General features: G+C 37.9%; 17 protein-coding genes. 15 read left to right on the top strand and 2 right to left on the bottom strand.

The annotated features are described in order from the left end of the window. The first annotated feature begins 172 nt into the window (after positions 1-172). From SK578_RS08440 to asp5, 13 genes are all read left to right on the top strand, one after another. Entirely contained in the window at positions 173-1,045 is an 873-nt protein-coding gene (locus SK578_RS08440; protein ID WP_042751634.1) for a glycosyltransferase family 2 protein, read from the top strand. Positions 1,046-1,150: 105 nt separating this feature from the next. After that, entirely contained in the window at positions 1,151-2,371 is a 1,221-nt protein-coding gene (locus tag SK578_RS08435; RefSeq protein WP_042751633.1) for a glycosyltransferase, read from the top strand. A gap of 8 nt (positions 2,372-2,379) precedes the next feature. After that, a complete protein-coding gene (locus tag SK578_RS08430; protein ID WP_042751632.1) occupies positions 2,380-3,576 on the top strand; it encodes a glycosyltransferase family 8 protein in 1,197 nt (398 codons plus the stop codon). Continuing rightward, the gene (locus SK578_RS08425) at positions 3,576-4,484 is read left to right on the top strand and encodes a glycosyltransferase family 2 protein (RefSeq protein ID WP_042751631.1); all 909 of its coding nucleotides are present in this window, start codon (positions 3,576-3,578) and stop codon (positions 4,482-4,484) included. The genes SK578_RS08430 and SK578_RS08425 overlap by 1 nt, the downstream gene beginning before the upstream one ends. 53 nt (positions 4,485-4,537) lie before the next feature. Further along, positions 4,538-5,755 carry an accessory Sec system protein translocase subunit SecY2 gene (gene secY2 / locus SK578_RS08420; RefSeq protein ID WP_042751630.1) on the top strand — a complete coding sequence of 406 codons (1,218 nt, stop codon included), beginning with the start codon at positions 4,538-4,540 and terminating at the stop codon, positions 5,753-5,755. A gap of 9 nt (positions 5,756-5,764) precedes the next feature. Then, entirely contained in the window at positions 5,765-7,345 is a 1,581-nt protein-coding gene (asp1, locus tag SK578_RS08415) for an accessory Sec system protein Asp1 (RefSeq protein ID WP_042751629.1), read from the top strand. Continuing rightward, a complete protein-coding gene (asp2, locus tag SK578_RS08410; protein WP_042751628.1) occupies positions 7,329-8,864 on the top strand; it encodes an accessory Sec system protein Asp2 in 1,536 nt (511 codons plus the stop codon). Before asp1 ends, asp2 begins: the two co-directional genes overlap by 17 nt. Continuing rightward, positions 8,861-9,301 (top strand): accessory Sec system protein Asp3, encoded by a 441-nt coding sequence (asp3, locus tag SK578_RS08405; RefSeq protein WP_042751627.1) that lies wholly within the window; start codon positions 8,861-8,863, stop codon positions 9,299-9,301. Before asp2 ends, asp3 begins: the two co-directional genes overlap by 4 nt. Beyond that, on the top strand, positions 9,294-11,666 hold the full coding sequence (secA2, locus tag SK578_RS08400) for an accessory Sec system translocase SecA2 (protein WP_042751626.1): 2,373 nt from the start codon (positions 9,294-9,296) through the stop codon (positions 11,664-11,666). Before asp3 ends, secA2 begins: the two co-directional genes overlap by 8 nt. 11 nt (positions 11,667-11,677) lie before the next feature. Beyond that, complete coding sequence (gtfA, locus tag SK578_RS08395) at positions 11,678-13,189, top strand: accessory Sec system glycosyltransferase GtfA (protein ID WP_042751625.1); 1,512 nt, start codon at positions 11,678-11,680, stop codon at positions 13,187-13,189. Next, complete coding sequence (gene gtfB, locus SK578_RS08390) at positions 13,182-14,519, top strand: accessory Sec system glycosylation chaperone GtfB (protein WP_042751624.1); 1,338 nt, start codon at positions 13,182-13,184, stop codon at positions 14,517-14,519. Before gtfA ends, gtfB begins: the two co-directional genes overlap by 8 nt. Position 14,520: 1 nt before the next feature. After that, positions 14,521-14,700, top strand: coding sequence for an accessory Sec system protein Asp4 (gene asp4, locus SK578_RS08385; protein WP_001278707.1), 180 nt, complete (start codon positions 14,521-14,523; stop codon positions 14,698-14,700). Positions 14,701-14,704: 4 nt separating this feature from the next. Beyond that, positions 14,705-14,929, top strand: coding sequence for an accessory Sec system protein Asp5 (gene asp5 / locus SK578_RS08380; RefSeq protein ID WP_042751623.1), 225 nt, complete (start codon positions 14,705-14,707; stop codon positions 14,927-14,929). A gap of 50 nt (positions 14,930-14,979) precedes the next feature. Here the strand turns inward: asp5 and SK578_RS08375 are convergent, their stop codons facing one another. Then, entirely contained in the window at positions 14,980-15,933 is a 954-nt protein-coding gene (locus tag SK578_RS08375; protein WP_042751622.1) for an aromatic acid exporter family protein, read from the bottom strand. A gap of 67 nt (positions 15,934-16,000) precedes the next feature. After that, positions 16,001-17,206 (bottom strand): serine/threonine transporter SstT, encoded by a 1,206-nt coding sequence (gene sstT, locus SK578_RS08370; RefSeq protein ID WP_042751621.1) that lies wholly within the window; start codon positions 17,204-17,206, stop codon positions 16,001-16,003. A 151-nt stretch (positions 17,207-17,357) separates the two neighbouring features. On the opposite strand from sstT, the gene SK578_RS08365 reads away from it, so the two are divergent. After that, positions 17,358-17,924, top strand: a complete 567-nt coding sequence (locus SK578_RS08365) for a mechanosensitive ion channel family protein (protein WP_042751620.1) — start codon at positions 17,358-17,360, stop codon at positions 17,922-17,924. A gap of 51 nt (positions 17,925-17,975) precedes the next feature. Continuing rightward, on the top strand, positions 17,976-18,884 hold the full coding sequence (locus SK578_RS08360) for a magnesium transporter CorA family protein (protein ID WP_004260845.1): 909 nt from the start codon (positions 17,976-17,978) through the stop codon (positions 18,882-18,884).

Below are 18,884 nucleotides of genomic sequence, written 5' to 3'. Positions count from 1 at the left end.
AGAAATTCATGTGGCTATCTCTCTAAAAAATAGATATTTTTAATAAAAATGAGTCTATTATGAACAGGAATTTAAAGAAACATTTTCATGATTTACATAGAGACTGCCCAACAACTATATTGCTAGATAAATAAAGATTTATTCTATAATTTTAAGATTGTAGGTGAAATGTATGGAATCTTTGATTAGTGTTATTATTCCAGTTTATAATACTGAAAGTTATGTTAGAGTTTGCTTAGAAAGTCTTGTTGAACAGACTTATACAAATTTTGAAGTGATTATGATTGATGATGGTTCTACAGATAATTCAGGAGAAATTTGTCAGGAATATACAGAGAGGGACTCCCGTTTTCATTACTATAGGAAAGAAAATGGTGGAGTTTCCTCTGCCCGTAATTTGGGGATTGAATATTCCAGAGGAAATTATTTAACGTTTGTTGATTCAGATGACTGGGTAGAGGAAGATTATTTAGAAGTTCTTTATAATGCAATCATAGATGAATCAGCAGGTGTATCTGTTTCAACTTATAAAAGATTTGAGATGGAGGATGGCTCTTGGTATGTTCATTCTTTCCAAAGAGGCTATGAAAAACGAGTTTTTAATGGCTTAGAGCTAATAAATGAATTAATTGATTTAGATTCGTTCGATCATACCTATCGCTTTGTTAGCGGAAAGTTAGTTAGACGAGATATTCTAGGAGCTATTCGTTTTAATACTTTGACAAGATTGGGTGAGGATATGGAGTTTTGGTTTAAAATCTATCTTATTTCTCCTAAACTAGTTTACATCAATAGAGATAGCTACGTTTATCGAACGATTAGGAGCTCTAACAGGCATTTTAATTTAATTGCTATAAAGTCAGATTTACAGCAACGTGAAAATTTTATAGCTCTTCTTGCTGCTCGAAATATAGAAGTTGGTCGATACGTAGATAATTTTGTATCCCTGTTAAAATTTAGAAAAAAAGAACTTGAAGAAAAAAATCTATCAGCAACAGATACGATGAAATGGATTAAGGAAACATTATATTTACTTGATGAGTAAGTGAACAGATTGATTTTATGTAAAGATGATAGAATAAAATCTATTTGGTTTAATGTATGTAGGATAATAAATAATGTTAGTTAGAATAAATGATAAGGATTTAAAATGGGAAATACCAAACGTGCAGTAGTATTTGCAGGTGATTACGCTTATATTCGACAAATCGAAACGGCGATGAAATCACTCTGTAGACACAATAGTCATTTGAAAATTTATTTACTCAATCAGGACATTCCCCAGGAATGGGTTAGTCAAATAAGAATCTATTTACAAGAGATGGGGGGAGACTTGATTGATTGCAAGTTAATTGGCTCGCAGTATAAAATGAACTGGTCTAATAAACTACCTCATATCAATCATATGACCTTTGCACGCTATTTTATTCCAGATTTTGTAACAGAAGATAAAGTTCTCTATCTAGATAGTGATTTGATTGTGACTGGTGATTTGACCGATTTGTTTGAATTAGATTTGGGTGAAAATTATTTGGGCGCAGCTCGTTCTTGCTTTGGAGCTGGAGTTGGCTTCAATGCTGGGGTTCTGTTAATTAATAATAAAAAATGGCGCTCTGAAAATATTCGACAAAAATTAATTGAATTAACAGAAAAAGAACATGAGAATGTTAAGGAGGGGGACCAATCAATTTTAAATATGTTGTTTAAAGATCAGTTTAGCCTGCTTGAGGACAAATATAATTTTCAAATAGGATTTGATTATGGAGCAGCTGCCTTTAAACATCAATTTATTTTTGATATGCCACTCGAACCACTGCCACTAATTTTACACTATATTTCTCAGGATAAGCCATGGAATCAATTTTCTGTTGGACGTCTAAGAGAAATTTGGTGGGAAAACTCTTTAATGGATTGGTCTGTTATTTTAAATGAATGGTTTTCAAAGGGTGTGAAGTATCCTAGTAAATCACAACCATTTAAGTTACAATGTGTTAATTTAACGAATTCCTGGTGTGTAGAGAAAATAGATTATTTGGCGGAGCAACTGCCAGATGTTCATTTTCATATTGTTGCTTATACAAATATGGCAAATGAATTGCTGGCTTTAACACGTTTTCCTAATGTTACCGTATATCCAAATTCCTTACCAATGTTATTGGAACAAATAGTAATTACTTCAGATCTTTACTTGGATTTAAATCATGATAGAAAATTAGAAGATGCATATGAGTTTGTAGCTAAGCATAAAAAACCAATGATAGCTTTTGACAATACTTGCTATGAGAATCTTTCTGAAATTTCATATGAAGGTATCTATCCAAGTTCCATTCCGGAAAAAATGGTAGACGCAATCAGATCTTATATGAGGTAGAGAACAGTATGAGAAAATCTATTGTATTAGCGGCAGATAATGCCTATCTTATTCCTTTAGAGACGACTATAAAGTCTGTATTATATCACAATAGGGATGTTGATTTTTATATTCTAAATAGTGATATAGCTCCTGAATGGTTCAAATTATTGGGGAGAAAAATGGAAGTTGTGAATTCTACAATTCACAATGTACACTTTGACAAAGAACTTTTTGAAGGTTATAAAACTGGGCCACATTTAAACTATGCTTCTTACTTTAGATTTTTTGCGACAGAAGTGGTTGAGTCTGACAAAGTATTGTATCTAGATTCTGATATTATTGTAACTGGGGAACTATCTACTTTGTTTGAGATAGATCTTAAAGGATATTTTATTGGAGCTGTTGATGATGTCTATGCTTATGAAGGACGAAAATCTGGATTTAATTCTGGTGTTTTGCTAATGCATGTTGCAAAGTGGAAAGAGCATTCTATTGTTAATAGTTTATTGGAATTAGCTGCTGGTCAGAATCAAGCTGTTCATCTGGGGGATCAGAGTATTTTAAATATTTACTTTGAGGATAATTGGCTAGCATTAGATAAAACATATAATTATATGGCTGGTGTTGATATTTATCGTTTAGATCAGAAGTGTGAACGGCTAGATGATAATCCACCTGTTATTGTTCACTTTGCTAGTCATGATAAGCCGTGGAATACATACAGCATATCTAGACTACGTGAATTATGGTGGGCTTATAGAGATTTGGATTGGTCAGAGATTGCTTTTCAACGTTCCAGTTTGAATTTTTTTGATAGAAGCAATCAATCTAAGAAACAAGCGATGCTTGTGACATGGAGTGCAGATGTAAAACATTTAGAGTATTTATTACAACACTTACCTGATTGGCATTTTCATGTTGCGGCCCCTGTTTATTGTAATAAAGATTTAACTAAATTATCTGTTTACTCGAATATGACTTTATACCAATCTATTCTTCACCAGAGAATCGATTGGTTGTTGGATGATTCTGCTGTATACCTGGATATTAATATGGGTGGGGAAGTCCTAGATGTAGTTACGCGAGCAAAAGAGAGAGGCAAGAAAATCTTGGCTTTTGACATAACACGTAAAAGTATGGATGATGGACTCTATGAAGGTATTTTTTCTATAGAGAGACCGGATGATTTAGTGGATAAAATGAAGAATATAGAGATAGAATAATGAGCGAATTAATTAGTGTTGTGGTGCCGATATACAATACGGGAAAATATTTGGTGGAGTGTGTCGAGCATATTCTAAGACAGAGCTACCAAAATATAGAAATTATTTTAGTTGATGATGGCTCTACAGATAATTCTGGGGAAATTTGTGATGCATTTATGATGCAAGATGAGCGTGTCAGAGTGTTTCATCAAGAAAATCAGGGAGCAGCACAAGCTAAAAATGTAGGCCTGCGTGAAGCTAGAGGACAATATATCACGATTGTTGACTCCGATGATATTGTAAAAGAAAATATGATTGAAGCTCTTTATCAGCAAGTTAAAGAGAAAAATGCGGACATAGTGATAGGAAATTACTATAATTTTGATGAATCTGATGGAAATTTTTATTTTTATGTAACTGGACAGGATTTTTGTATTGAAGAACTATCTATACAAGAAATTATGAACCGTCAAGCAGGTGACTGGAAATTCAATAGTTCAGCCTTTATATTGCCGACATTTAAGTTGATTAAAAAAGAATTATTTAATGAAGTTCACTTTTCAAATGGTCGTCGCTTCGATGATGAAGCAACCATGCATCGCTTTTATCTTTTAGCGTCTAAAATCGTCTTTATAAACGATAATCTCTATCTGTATAGAAGACGTTCAGGAAGCATTATGAGAACGGAATTTGATCTTTCTTGGGCAAGAGATATTGTTGAAGTGTTTTCTAAAAAAATATCTGATTGTGTCTTGGCTGGTTTGGATGTTTCTGTTTTGCGTATTCGATTTGTCAATCTTTTAAAAGATTATAAGCAAACTTTAGAATACCATCAATTAACAGATACTGAAGAATATAAAGATATTTGTTTTAGATTGAGATTATTTTTTGAAGCAGAAGAAAAAATGAAAGCCAATAAAAATTAATGCCTATTTAAAAAAGTGCTCTTGAACAAAATTGTAAAGAAAGGGGAGTTTTTTTGAAAAAACTTTATTCCTCAATAGCAGTAAAAAAAGGCCTAGCTACCTTATTTCTACTGTTTATCTATGTATTGGGAAGTCGTATTACTCTCCCCTTTGTTGATTTGAATTCCAAAGACTTCTTAGGTGGTTCAACGGCCTACCTAGCCTTCTCAGCCGCCCTAACAGGTGGAAATCTAAGAAGTTTATCGATTTTTTCTATAGGATTATCACCTTGGATGTCTGCAATGATCTTGTGGCAGATGTTTTCTTATTCTAAAAAATTGGGGCTAAGTTCTACAGCGATTGAAATTCAAGATCGTCGAAAAATGTATCTGACCTTGCTGATTGCTGTTATTCAATCTTTGGCAATTTCTCTAAGTTTGCCGATACAAGCATCCTATTCTTCGGTCTTGGTTATATTTATGAATACCTTATTACTAATAGCAGGGACCTTTTTTCTGGTGTGGTTGTCAGATTTGAATGCTAGTATGGGGATTGGGGGATCTATTGTCATACTCTTATCTAGTATTATCATCAATATTCCCCAGGATGTTATTGAAACTTTTAAACTGGTTCATATCCCAACAGGGATTATTGTGTTACTTGCTTTATTAACCGTTGTCTTTTCTTATTTACTTGCCATTATGTATCGTGCGCGTTATCTAGTGCCAGTCAATAAGATAGGACTTCACAATCGTTTTAAACGCTATTCTTATCTTGAAATTATGTTGAATCCTGCTGGCGGGATGCCCTATATGTATGTGATGAGTTTTCTTAGTGTACCAACTTATCTATTCATCTTGCTGGGATTTATTTTCCCTGATCATTCAGGATTGGAGACTTTATCAAAGGAATTTATGATTGGGAAACCTTTGTGGGTCTATGTTTATATTTCGGTCTTATTTTTATTTAGTATTATTTTTGCATTTGTTACTATGAATGGTGAAGAGATTGCAGACCGCATGAAAAAATCTGGAGAATACATTTATGGTATTTATCCAGGCGAGGACACTAGTCGATTTATCAATCGGTTGGTCCTTCGTTTCTCAGTCATCGGTGGTCTCTTTAATGTAATCATGGCAGGTGGTCCCATGCTTTTTGTTTTGTATGATGAAAAGTTATTAAGATTGGCGATGATTCCAGGCTTGTTTATGATGTTTGGAGGCATGATTTTTACAATTAGAGACGAGGTCAAGGCTCTACGGTTAAATGAAACCTATAGACCCTTGATTTAGGAGACTTTTATGTATTATTTTATTCCAGCTTGGTATGGTTCTGAGCGGAAATGGCATGCAAATATCACTCCTTGGTATTTTTCTCATTTTCGTCTAGAGTTTGATGATACCTTTAACCAGATTCGACTGTTTCAAAGACAGAACATAGAGTCTCACCTTTTAATATTGGCTTATCAGCCTCATTTGCGTTATTTTTTACATAGGCACGGTGTTTTGGAAACAGCAACATATTCTGTTTTTGATGTTATGCAGGATTTTCATAATCTTCATACCCAAGTTTTAACCATTAGAGATATTGAGTGGGATAATGACTGTGAATTTATTTATAGTCCCTTTACGATTATCGTTCAAAAAAATGGGAAGAAATTTGCTAAGGTTGAACATGGAGTCGAAGGCTTCATCAGTGATATACTGTATTTTAAACCGAATGGTCAAGTAGATATGCACTATATCATGGATGATCGTGGATTTGTGTCGAGTGTTATCTTTTTTGAAGATGGGCAAGCAGCTTATCAAGAATATCTGAATCCAAAGGGAGTGTGGCAGTTTAGAGAGTATTTAAAAGAAGGAGGACGGGTAGAAGTCAATCCAATTTTTGGTTATCGCTTTAAAGCTCTCAGCTATCAAGACATGGGAGATTTGGTGGCAGAATTTTTTGAGAATTATCTGCAAAAGTATGTGAAGAACAAGGATATTTTTATAGTTCCTTCTCATTCTCATCATGACCAGATGGTATTAGACCGTTTACCTAGAGAAAATCCGAAACTGTTGAGTCTTTTCATTGGGCGTAATCCTCAAGATACCTTTAGAGATTTAGGTTCAACTTTTGAAAAGTCTGATTTGATTTTGGTGGATAGAGAAGATAGTTTACGATTGTTACAGGATTTATACCCTGAACGAATGCATCAATTTCATCATTTATCACCTTTTGACACTCGCTTACGATTGGGGAGAAGCCAAACTAAGAAAGAATCTATCATTTATTATCAACTGGATTTTGAGCAAGGAATTGATAACCAAGCTCTACTTCAAGTCTTGGCCTTTGTCGCTGAAAATAAAGATACTGAGGTGATTTTTGGAGCATTTGCTGCTAGTCAGGAGCAAATGAATGAGGTGGAAGGGGTTGTTGAGTCTTTCATCCAAGAAAACATTCAATCCGAAAATCTGGAGAAGGCGATTGATTATGGTGATGCAGAAAATCCTCTGGAAGAAAATCAACACCAGGACTTACGCGTACAGTTTGTCAACTTGAATGATGAGTTGGATTTGATAAAAACACTAGAATTTGTCCGTTTGATTGTGGATTTAAATAGACAGCCTCATCTCTACACACAGATAGCTGGTATTAGTGCAGGAATTCCTCAAATCAACCTAGTTGAAACCGTCTATGTTGAACATTTAAAAAATGGTTATTTGTTAGCAGATGTGACAGAATTTTCTAAGGCTGCACATTATTATACAGATAGGTTGAAAGAGTGGAATGAGTCCTTGATTTATTCGATTGATAAGATTAAGGAGCACACAGGACAACAATTTCTTGAAAAATTAGAGAAATGGATAGAGGAGGTTAAAAATGTCAAAGGAACTTAATATTTTACAGATAGGACTTACCAATTGGGGAAATCAGTATGACATACCTGAAAATATGAGTTGGTATCATTTTTACCCCAATTCATCAGTAGCCCTTCGTGAAATAATAGAAAAAGAGGATATTAGCCGTTTTCATGCCGTTTTAATAGAAGATGGTCAGTATGCCAAAGACTTATTTTCCTTTGTGAAATATTTTGAACCTTATACTTTATTTTATAACCAGAATCTACAAACAGATGATAGAGAGGTTTTGGATTTTTTTAAAAAACGATGTGCACAAGCAATTGATTTTTCAAGTCCCCAACAATTAATCAATGATTTGAGTAAATCTCTTTTTGGTGGTGGATATGGTGATAAACTCTTTCCTTCGACGATACAAGTGAATCCAAATTTTACAGGAGCTCTTTCTTATCAAGGATTGGATTATGTGAGTTTGGAAGGTGGATTTGGACAAGATTTTTCTCAACTTGCCTTTTGGGCTTATAATATAGTAGTTCAAAAAACACTTCCTATTGAGTTGTGGCTCGAATATGAAAAGCAAGGAAATTGTGACTTTCGTTTAGTAATCCGTAAAATTTGGAGTGGGTCTGTTGATGATATGTTTGAAGATATCATAGTGTCTGAAAAAGACTTGGAGCAAGCGCTTGTTATGGATAGTCGAGACGGAGATTACTTTCTTTCGATATCTGTTGAAGCAAGAGGGCATGGAACTATCAAACTAGGTAATCTGCACCAACGTTGGAGTCGAAAACAATTTGGGAAGTTTGTACTGGGTGGAAATATCCTACATGATTCCAAGCGTGATGAAATAAACTATTTCTTCCATCCAGGTGATTTTAAACCGCCTTTGGCTGTTTATTTTGCTGGTTTTCGACCTGCCGAGGGATTTGAAGGATACTGGATGATGCAAAATTTCAAGTGTCCCTTCATTCTGTTCTCTGACCCTCGATTAGAAGGAGGAGCTTTTTATCTGGGAACGGATGAGCTAGAGGGCAAGGTCAAAGAGACGATTGCTCATTATCTTGATTATTTAGGCTTTGATCACAAGGATTTGATTTTATCAGGCCTTTCTATGGGAACGTTTCCGGCTCTCTATTATGGTGCTTCTTTTGAACCTCATGCCATCATAGTTGGTAAGCCCTTGGCTAATTTAGGAACCATAGCTAGCCGTGGACGTTTGGACGCACCGGGTGTCTCTAACTTGGCTTTTGATTGCTTAATTCACCATACAGGTGGGACAAGTTCGCAAGATATGACGGAGTTGGATCAGCGATTTTGGCAAATCTTTAAACAAGCAAATTTTTCAAAGACAACCTTTGGTTTGTCCTATATGAAGGATGAAGAAATGGATCCTCAAGCTTATGAGAAACTAGTTACTTATTTATGTAATACAGGTGCCAAGATTTTGTCTAAAGGAACTGCTGGACGACATAATGATGATACAGATACTAATGTTGCTTGGTTTATCCACTTTTATCGGATGGTACTAGCAAGTGGTTTTGGAAGGGAGAAAGAATGATTATCACACAGAGACAGTCTATTCATTGGGGAGAAGTTGGCGGGACTTATACGTACGGATCAACTGTATCTTATTTTCCTGACAAAAGTGTCCGTCTCTATAATCCTCTATTGCCATCTGGTGAGATTCTCAAGACTTGGTTTTCTAGTGTCAATTACCAGGCTGCACGGACTCAGCCCCAGCTTCCCTTACTAAAAAGAAATCAGGAGTATCAACTATCACTGGCTTTTGATTGCCAGCCTGAAAATGGGGTTTATACCAAGATAACTTTTTTTGATCGCTATGGGGATATTTTAGAAGAAAAGGTAGAAAAAGTGAAAGATTTCATATTTACTTATCCAGAAGATAGTTATACTTATCAAGTTTCTCTTTTAAGTGCTGGTTTTGAATCTTTAACTTTTTATCATTTTTCTATCAAGGAGATTAGAAGTGTTTAGACGTTTAGGTCAAGATTTCCAGCTTAGGAAAGTAAAAAAGATTTTAAAAAGGGTCAATAACTTAAAAGGCAAGATGTCCTCTCTTTCGGATCAAGAATTAGTGGCTAAAACAGTGGAGTTTCGTCAGCGTCTTTCCAAGGGAGAAAGTCTAGATGATCTTTTAGTAGAAGCTTTTGCTGTGGTGCGTGAAGCGGATAAGCGGATTTTAGGGATGTTCCCCTATGATGTTCAGGTCATGGGAGCTATTGTCATGCACTATGGAAATGTTGCTGAGATGAACACGGGGGAAGGGAAAACCCTAACAGCTACCATGCCGGTCTATTTGAACGCTCTTTCAGGAGAAGGAGTGATGGTCGTTACGCCAAATGAGTATTTATCAAAGCGTGATGCAGAGGAAATGGGCCAAGTTTATCGTTTCCTAGGATTGACCATTGGGGTACCATTTACAGGGGATCCAAAGAAGGAAATGAAAGCTGAAGAAAAGAAACTGATTTATGCTTCGGATATTATTTATACGACCAATAGTAATCTCGGTTTTGATTACCTAAATGATAATCTAGCTTCGAATGAAGAAGGTAAATTTTTACGACCTTTTAACTATGTCATTATCGATGAAATTGATGACATCTTGCTGGATAGTGCACAAACTCCTCTGATTATTGCGGGTTCTCCTCGTGTTCAGTCTAATTACTATGCGATTATTGATACGCTGGTAACAACATTGGTCGAAGGAGAAGATTATATTTTCAAAGAGGAGAAGGAAGAGGTTTGGCTTACTACTAAGGGTGCCAAGTCTGCGGAGAGCTTCCTAGGAATTGACAATTTATATAAGGAAGAACATGCGTCCTTTGCTCGTCACCTAGTCTATGCGATTCGAGCTCATAAGCTCTTTACCAAAGATAAGGACTATATCATTCGTGGGAATGAGATGGTACTGGTTGATAAGGGAACAGGACGTCTAATGGAAATGACCAAACTGCAGGGAGGACTCCATCAGGCCATTGAAGCAAAGGAACACGTGAAGTTGTCTCCTGAAACGAGAGCCATGGCTTCCATCACCTATCAGAGCCTCTTTAAGATGTTTAAAAAAGTATCTGGGATGACGGGAACAGGAAAGGTAGCAGAAAAAGAATTTCTTGAGACTTATAATATGGCTGTTGTTCGGATTCCAACCAATCGTCCTAAGCAACGGATTGATTATCCAGATAATTTATATGTGACTTTACCGGAGAAAGTTTATGCATCTTTAGAATATATCAAAGATTATCATGCTAAGGGGAATCCTTTACTCGTTTTTGTTGGCTCAGTGGAGATGTCTCAGCTTTATTCATCACTCTTGCTTCGTGAAGGGATTGCCCACAATGTTCTCAATGCCAATAATGCTGCGCGTGAGGCCCAAATTATCGCTGAATCAGGTCAGATGGGGGCCGTAACAGTTGCAACCTCAATGGCAGGACGCGGTACGGATATTAAACTCGGTAAGGGAGTCGCTGAACTTGGTGGTTTGATTGTCATCGGAACAGAGCGGATGGAGAGTCAGCGGATTGACCTTCAAATCCGTGGACGTTCTGGTCGTCAGGGAGATCCAGGTATGAGTAAGTTTTTTGTATCTCTGGAAGATGATGTTATTAAGAAATTTGGTCCATCTTGGGTTCACAAGAAGTATAAAGATTATCAAGTTCAAGATATGACGCAACCAGAAATTCTCAAAGGTCGAAAGTATCGTAATCTGGTTGAAAGAGCGCAGCATGCTAGTGATAGCGCTGGTCGAACTGCCCGTCGTCAGACCTTAGAGTATGCTGAGAGCATGAATATCCAACGCGATATGGTTTACAAGGAACGCAATCGTCTAATAGATGGTTCTCGCGACTTAGAAGATGTAGTTGTGGATATTATTGAGAGATATACAGAAAAGGTAGCGGCTGAACACTATGCCAGTCGTGAATTGCTGTTTCACTTTATCGTTACCAATATCAGTTTCCATGTAAAGGAAATTCCTGATAATCTAGACCTATCTAATCAGAAACAAGTCCGCTCTTTTATTCGACAAGTTGTGAATAGAGAACTCTCTGAAAAGAAGGAATTACTGGAGAAACACGACTTGTATGAACAGTTTTTACGACTCTCCATGCTCAAGGCTATTGATGACAACTGGGTAGAGCAGGTAGACTATCTACAACAGTTATCTATGGCTATAGGTGGTCAGTCTGCTAGTCAGAAAAACCCGATTGTAGAGTATTATCAAGAAGCCTACGCGGGATTTGAAGCTATGAAAGAACAAATCCGTGCGGATATGGTTCGTAATCTCCTGATGGGCTTGGTTGAAGTCACTTCTAAGGGTGAGATTATGACTCATTTTCCATAAGAGGAGAAAATATGACAATTTATAATATAAATTTAGGACTTGGATGGGCTAGTAGCGGTGTTGAATACGCCCAAGCCTACCGTGCTGGTATTTTTCGAAGTTTGAATTTACCCTCTAAATTTATCTTTACAGATATGATCTTAGCGGATAACATTCAGCACTTAACAGCCAATATTGGTTTTGATGATGAGCAAGTTATCTGGCTTTATAATTACTTTACAGATATCAAGCTTGCACCGACTAGCGTGACGGTTGAGGATGTTTTGTCTAAGTTTGACGGTGTTGAAAGTCGTAGAGAAAAGAATGGCAAGGTTTTGCGTGTCTTCTTTTCTGACCAAGATAAGTTTGTTACCTGTTATTTGGTTGATGAGGACAAGGACTTGGTCCAGTATGTAGAGTATGTTTTTAAAGGAAATTTGATTCGAAAGGATTACTTTTCTTATACTCGTTATTGTAGCGAATATTTTGCTCCCAAGGACAATGTTGCGGTCCTATGCCAACGAACTTTTTACAATGAAGATGGGACTCCAGCCTATGATATCTTGATGAATCAAGGGAAGGAAGAAATTTATCGTTTTAAGGATAAGATTTTCTATGGGAAACCAGCTTTCATGCGTGCTTTTATGAAATCCTTGAATTTGAACAAGTCTGATTTGGTCATTCTGGATAGAGAGACAGGTATTGGACAGGTTGTGTTTGAGGAAGCACAAGTAGCGCATCTAGCGGTAGTCGTTCACGCGGAGCATTATAGTGAAAATGCTACAAATGAGGATTACATCCTTTGGAATAACTATTATGACTATCAGTTTACCAATGCAGATAAGGTTGACTTCTTTATAGTGTCTACTGATAGACAAAAGGAAGTTCTACAAGATCAATTTGCCAAATATACTCAGCATCAACCAAAGATTGTTACCATTCCTGTAGGTAGTATTGATTCCTTGACTGAGTCAAGTCAAGGACGTAAGCCTTTTTCATTGATTACTGCTTCACGTCTTGCCAAAGAAAAACACATTGATTGGTTGGTCAAGGCAGTTATTGAAGCTCGTAAGGAAATTCCTGAATTAACCTTTGATATTTATGGTAGCGGCGGAGAAGATTCTCTGCTTAGAGAAATTATTGCTAGTCATAAGGCAGAGGACTATATTCAACTCAAGGGGCATGCGGAACTTTCGCAGATTTATAGCCAGTATGAGGTCTACTTGACGGCTTCAACCAGCGAAGGCTTTGGTTTGACCTTGATGGAAGCTATTGGTTCAGGCCTTCCTCTAATTGGTTTTGATGTGCCTTATGGTAATCAGACCTTTATAGAAGATGGGCAAAATGGTTATCTGATTCCAAGTTCATCTGACCATGTGGAAGACCAGATCAAGAAAGCTTATGCAGCTAAGATTTGTCAATTGTATCAAGAAAATCGTTTGGAAGCTATGCGTGCCCATTCTTATCAAATTGCAGAAGGTTTCTTAACCGAAGAAATTTTAGAAAAGTGGAAAAAAACAGTAAAGGAGGTGCTCCATGATTGAACTTTATGATCGTTATAGTCAGGAAAGTCGAGATTTACATGAAAGTCTAGTCGCTACTGGTCTTTCTCAACTTGGAGTGGTCATCGATGCAGATGGTTTTTTGCCTGATGGTCTGGTTTCTCCTTTTACCTATTATCTAGGCTATGAAAAGGGAAAACCTCTCTATTTCAACCAAGTCCCTGTTCCAGCTTTTTGGGAAATTTCAGGCAATAATCAGTCTGCTCGTATTGAAGATATGACGCAGGAGAGAGCTCTTATTCATTATGCTGATGGAATGCAGGCTCGCTTGGTAAAACAGGTAGAGTGGAAAGACCTGGAAGGTCGAGTCCGTCAAGTTGATCATTATAATCGCTTTGGTGCTTGCTTTGCTACAACAACCTTTAGCGCAGATAGTGAGCCGGTGATGACCGTTTACCAAGATGTCAACAGTCAACAAGTTTTACTTGAAAACCATGTGACGGGTGATATCTTATTGACTTTGCCTGGTCAATCCATGCGTTACTTTGCAAATAAGGTTGAATTTATCACCTTCTTTTTGCAAGATTTGGAAATAGATACCAGTCAGCTTATCTTTAATACCTTAGCGACTGCTTTCTTGGTTTCCTTCCATCATCCAGATAAATCTGGCTCAGATATCCTAGTTTGGCAGGAACCTCTCTATGATGCCATTCCAGGCAATATGCAGTTGATTTTGGAAAGCGATGATGTGCGTACTAAGAAGATTATCATTCCAAACAAGGCGACTTATGAGCGCGCTTTAGAGTTGACCGATGAGAAATACCATGCTCAGTTTGTGCACTTGGGTTACCATTACCAGTTCAAACGAGATAATTTCCTAAGACGAGATGCCTTAATCTTGACCAATTCAGATCAGATTGAGCAAGTGGAAGCAATCGTAGAAGCCCTGCCTGATGTCACTTTCCGTATCGCAGCGGTGACAGAGATGTCTTCTAAGCTCTTAGATATGCTTCGTTATCCTAATGTAGTACTTTATCAGAACGCTAGTCCACAGAAGATTCAAGAGCTCTATCAACTGTCGGATATTTACTTGGATATAAACCACAGCAATGAGTTATTACAGGCAGTTCGTCAGGCCTTTGAACACAATCTCTTGATTCTTGGATTTAACCAAACGGTCCACAATAGACTCTATATCGCCCCTGACCATCTATTTGAAAGTAGTGAAGTTTCTGCTTTGGTTGAGACTATGAAACTGGCTCTTTCGGATGTTGATCATATGCGTGAAGCGCTTGGGAAACAAGGGCAACATGCCAGCTATGTTGACTTGGTGCGATATCAGGAAACCATGCAAACTGTTTTAGGAGGCTAACATGTCAGACGAAGATTTATTTTACAAAGACGTTGAAGGTCGCATGGAAGAGTTGAAACAAAAACCGATCAAGAAGGAAAAAGAAACCCGAGGGGAAAAGATTAGTAAGACTTTTTCACTCATCTTGGGTTTAATGATTCTCATTGGTTTACTCTTTACACTGCTAGGAATTTTGAGGTAGTCCTATGATTGAAATACTGATTATTTTAGCTATTGTCCTCTCTCTTGCTTTGATTGTATTGGTAACCATACAACCCCGTCAAAATCAACTATTTTCCATGGATGCCACTAGTAATATTGGTAAACCAAGTTACTGGCAGAGCAACACCTTGGTAAAGGTGCTCACTTTATTGGTGAGTTTGGTCTTATTCGTTTTACTATTAACCTTTATGGTAATAACTTACAAATAAAAGAAAACTTCAGATATTCACCTTTTGTGATTGGTCTGAAGTTTTCTTTTTTACTGTCCATATTTTTGGTAAAAGTCAACTTTTACTTGGATGAAGGTTTTGGCTTCACGTAGGAGTTGAAGAAGTGTGGCACGGGTTTCAAATTCTTCTCTTGTCTTGGGCAGACTGCGATTACGGAAGACTTCCAGATAACGTTCAATTTCATCTAGCAAATCAGAAGCAGGATTGGTCTGGCTCAGTTGACCTGCAATTTTTGAAAAGAGTTGGGCCAAAATCAGGCTCTCACTGGCAGCTAGGTGACAGGTGTTGATTTGCTGGGCCATATTTCGCAGGATGCGACTTTGTCGCTGTCTCATCTCAAAGTAGTGAATATGGTAATCAGTCTGGTGAAAGAGGTGGTCTGAGTGATCCAAATAGACCAGTCTGAGGGCTTCTTCCAAAAGGGTGTCTAATTCTTCAACCAGTTGTGCTCGGTTGCGTCCATCCCCTCTGGATAAATAATATTTGAAGCGTTGGAGGATATCTTTTAACTTTTCTTCTACCAATGTGTGGTAGTGATGAATTTTCTCTTCTCGTGAAGGCATGTAGAGATTAACCAGCAAGGCAAATCCTGTACCGATAGAAAAGAGAAGGAATTCATTGACTAGAAGGTCTGGAGAGGTTGACTCTTGTACCAAGAGATGGCTAACCAAAACAGTGCTTGGTGTGATGCCAATTTCCCAGCCCATCTTGTAGGCTAGAGGAACATAAAGAGCTAGATAGAGGCCAAGGCTCCAGATATGAAATCCGCTCAAGTGAAAAGCCAGAACTCCGATAACCAAAGCTAGAAGCATGGAAAAAAGACGATTTCGGGCCAGTTTTAAAGTACTTCTACGCGTATCAGATAGGCTCAAGAGAGCGATGATTCCAGCTGAAACTGCTGAGGAGAGATTGAGAAAATAAGCAAGAAGGCAGGCAAGACAGGTAGCTAAGATGAGTTTGGTCGTACGTTGGCTAATAGACATAAGGATTTCCTAGTAAGTTAGAATAGAAGCGGAAAAGACAAGACCTGAGCAGGCTTGTCTTTATAAGTTATTTCTTACGGGTTGCTGCGTATTCGGCAACGGCAGTAAAGAGGACATCGGTGGAAGAGTTGAGGGCTGTTTCACATGAGTCTTGGATGACCCCAATCACAAATCCAACACCGACAACTTGCATGGCAATATCGTTAGAAATACCGAAAAGGCTACAAGCAACTGGGATAAGAAGGAGGGATCCTCCGGCAATACCAGAAGCACCACAGGCTGATATTGCTGCTACTACACTGAGGACAAAGGCTGTCGCAAAGTCAACAGGGATTCCCAAAGTATTTACTGCAGCAAGGGTCAAAACGTTAATAGTAATCGCTGCTCCGGCCATGTTGATAGTAGAACCGAGTGGGATAGAAACCGAATAGGTATCTGGATCTAGTCCGAGGTCGTGGCAAAGTTTCATATTGACAGGGATGTTGGCCGCAGAACTACGAGTGAAGAAGGCTGTCACACCACTGACACGCAAACACTTCCAAACGAGGGGATAAGGATTACTCTTCATAAAGAGGAAGGCAATCAATGGATTCACTACTAAGGCCACAAAGAACATAGTTGTCACCAAGAGGGCAAGCAAGATTCCATAGTTTGCTAGACTTCCGATTCCTTTATCAGAGATGGTTTTGAAAACAAGGCCCAGGATTCCAAATGGAGCTAGATTGATAATCCATTCGACAATCTTAGAAGTCACATCAGCCATAGTTTTCAGCAATTCTTTACTATTTTTGCTGGCCTCTCTCATAGCAATACCGAAAACAACTGCCCAAGACAGGATACCGATGTAGTTGGCTGTGACAAGGGCATTGACTGGATTGTCAACCAGTTTGAGCAAGAGATTGCTGAGGACCTGGCCAATCCCATCTGGTGGTGCGATTTCTGTATTGGCACTATTTAAGGTAATCTCAACAGGGACAATGAAACTTGCTAGTACAGCGATAAGGGCAGCAGCAAAGGTTCCCACTAAGTAAAGGAAAATAACTGTTTTCATATTGCTATCTTGTCCCTTTTGATGTTGGGAAAGGGCGTTAGCAACGAGGGCAAAGACTAGAATAGGTGCGATGGCTTTTAGACCGCCAACAAATAGATCTCCGAGTAGACCAATTCCTGAAATGTTAGGAAGTGTCAGTCCTAGGGTTCCTCCAATAAGCATACCAATCAAAATCCGTTTGATTAGACTTGCCTTATTCCAAGCATGAATGAATTTTTTCATAACAACCTCCTTAGTTGTGTAATGTTTATGATTATAGTATAAATATGAACTAAAATCAAGAATTTTCTGTCTATTTTGGCTATTATTTTTGAATATTTATGGAGATTCACCACTTGTGAAAGTATGGTATAATAAATGAAAGGAGTTTTCTATGCAAGAATTTTTTAAAACTTACCTCAATAAGCTTGATGTTACAACGATTATTGAAAATATCTTAACCAAGTTAATTTCTCTGTTATTTCTATTTTTACTCTTTTATATAGCTAAGAAATTGCTCCATACCATGGTGCAGAGAATTGTCAAACCTTCTCTAAAAATGTCTCGTCACGATGTCGGACGTCAGAAAACCATTTCACGTTTATTAGAGAATGTGTTTAATTATACCCTTTATTTCTTTTTGCTTTACTGTATCTTGTCTATTTTGGGTTTGCCAGTTTCTAGTTTGCTTGCTGGAGCCGGGATAGCTGGGGTGGCCATTGGTATGGGAGCCCAAGGTTTTCTGTCTGATGTCATCAATGGCTTTTTCATCCTCTTTGAACGTCAACTGGATGTAGGAGATGAGGTTGTTCTGACAAATGGTCCTATTACTGTATCGGGCAAGGTTGTTAGTGTCGGCATTCGGACGACTCAACTCAGAGGAGAAGATCATGTTCTGCACTTCGTTCCCAATCGGAATATCACCGTTGTCAGCAATTTCTCTCGGACAGACCAGGCCTGAAATTTTAGCAGATTTATGGTACAATAGAAAGAGTTTGGTAAAGGAGAGAAGATGTTTTTAGAAAAACAGTTGGGCAATGGTTGTACCTGGATTAACCTAGATTTGGACAAGTTGAAAAAACTAGAGGACCTTTCTGAAATCTACGGTTTGGACAAGGAAACCATTGAATACGCGCTGGATAGAAATGAACGCGCCCACATGGATTATCACCGCGAAAATGGGACTGTGACCTTTATCTACAATGTCTTGAACTTGAAAAAGGATAAGGCATATTACGAAGCCTTTCCCATGACCTTTATCGTGGAACATCGTCGCCTGATTACCATTAGTAATACCAAGAACGCCTATGTCATTGAACAGATGACCCGTTATCTGGAGAGTCATGACATGCTTTCGATTTACAAGTTTCTCTTTGCCAGTCTGGAAATCATCAGCAATGCCTACTATCCTGTCATCGAGCAGATGGATAAGAGTAAGGACGAGGTCAATGGCCTCTTGCGCCAGCGAACAACTAAGAAAAATCTTTTTGCGCTGTCCGACTTGGAGACTGGTATGGTTTATCTTACTGCGGCTGCCAAGCAAAATCGCATGTTGCTCGAGCACATTCAAGGGCATGCCCTCTATCGCAGTTTTAACGAGATTGAGAGAGAACAGTTTGATGATGCCATGATTGAGGCTCATCAGCTGGTATCCATGACAGACTTGATTTCTCAAGTACTCCAACAACTATCAGCATCTTACAACAACATCCTAAACAATAATCTGAATGATAATTTGACAACCTTGACCATCATTTCAGTCTTGCTAGCGGTTTTGGCAGTCGTGACAGGCTTTTTCGGAATGAATGTTCCCCTACCTTTAACAGATGAGCCCCATGCTTGGCTCTACATCAGTTTGGCTAGTGCTGGGTTGTGGATTGTCTTGTCATTGTTACTAAGGAAAATTGCGAAAAAAAGTTAA

This window comes from Streptococcus mitis (assembly GCF_000722755.1).
In the GTDB taxonomy this organism is placed as follows: domain Bacteria; phylum Bacillota; class Bacilli; order Lactobacillales; family Streptococcaceae; genus Streptococcus; species Streptococcus mitis_CM.
Note: the sequence above shows the minus strand (reverse complement) of the source record. Positions and strands in the feature narration are given on the sequence as shown.

Coding starts and splice junctions, on each gene's coding strand:
- SK578_RS08440 (WP_042751634.1), top strand. CDS start 173: ATGGAATCTTTGATTAGTGTTATTATTCCAGTTTATAATACTGAAAGT.
- SK578_RS08435 (WP_042751633.1), top strand. CDS start 1,151: ATGGGAAATACCAAACGTGCAGTAGTATTTGCAGGTGATTACGCTTAT.
- SK578_RS08430 (WP_042751632.1), top strand. CDS start 2,380: ATGAGAAAATCTATTGTATTAGCGGCAGATAATGCCTATCTTATTCCT.
- SK578_RS08425 (WP_042751631.1), top strand. CDS start 3,576: ATGAGCGAATTAATTAGTGTTGTGGTGCCGATATACAATACGGGAAAA.
- asp1 (WP_042751629.1), top strand. CDS start 5,765: ATGTATTATTTTATTCCAGCTTGGTATGGTTCTGAGCGGAAATGGCAT.
- asp2 (WP_042751628.1), top strand. CDS start 7,329: ATGTCAAAGGAACTTAATATTTTACAGATAGGACTTACCAATTGGGGA.
- asp3 (WP_042751627.1), top strand. CDS start 8,861: ATGATTATCACACAGAGACAGTCTATTCATTGGGGAGAAGTTGGCGGG.
- gtfA (WP_042751625.1), top strand. CDS start 11,678: ATGACAATTTATAATATAAATTTAGGACTTGGATGGGCTAGTAGCGGT.
- gtfB (WP_042751624.1), top strand. CDS start 13,182: ATGATTGAACTTTATGATCGTTATAGTCAGGAAAGTCGAGATTTACAT.
- asp4 (WP_001278707.1), top strand. CDS start 14,521: ATGTCAGACGAAGATTTATTTTACAAAGACGTTGAAGGTCGCATGGAA.
- asp5 (WP_042751623.1), top strand. CDS start 14,705: ATGATTGAAATACTGATTATTTTAGCTATTGTCCTCTCTCTTGCTTTG.
- SK578_RS08375 (WP_042751622.1), bottom strand. CDS start 15,933: ATGTCTATTAGCCAACGTACGACCAAACTCATCTTAGCTACCTGTCTT.
- sstT (WP_042751621.1), bottom strand. CDS start 17,206: ATGAAAAAATTCATTCATGCTTGGAATAAGGCAAGTCTAATCAAACGG.
- SK578_RS08365 (WP_042751620.1), top strand. CDS start 17,358: ATGCAAGAATTTTTTAAAACTTACCTCAATAAGCTTGATGTTACAACG.
- SK578_RS08360 (WP_004260845.1), top strand. CDS start 17,976: ATGTTTTTAGAAAAACAGTTGGGCAATGGTTGTACCTGGATTAACCTA.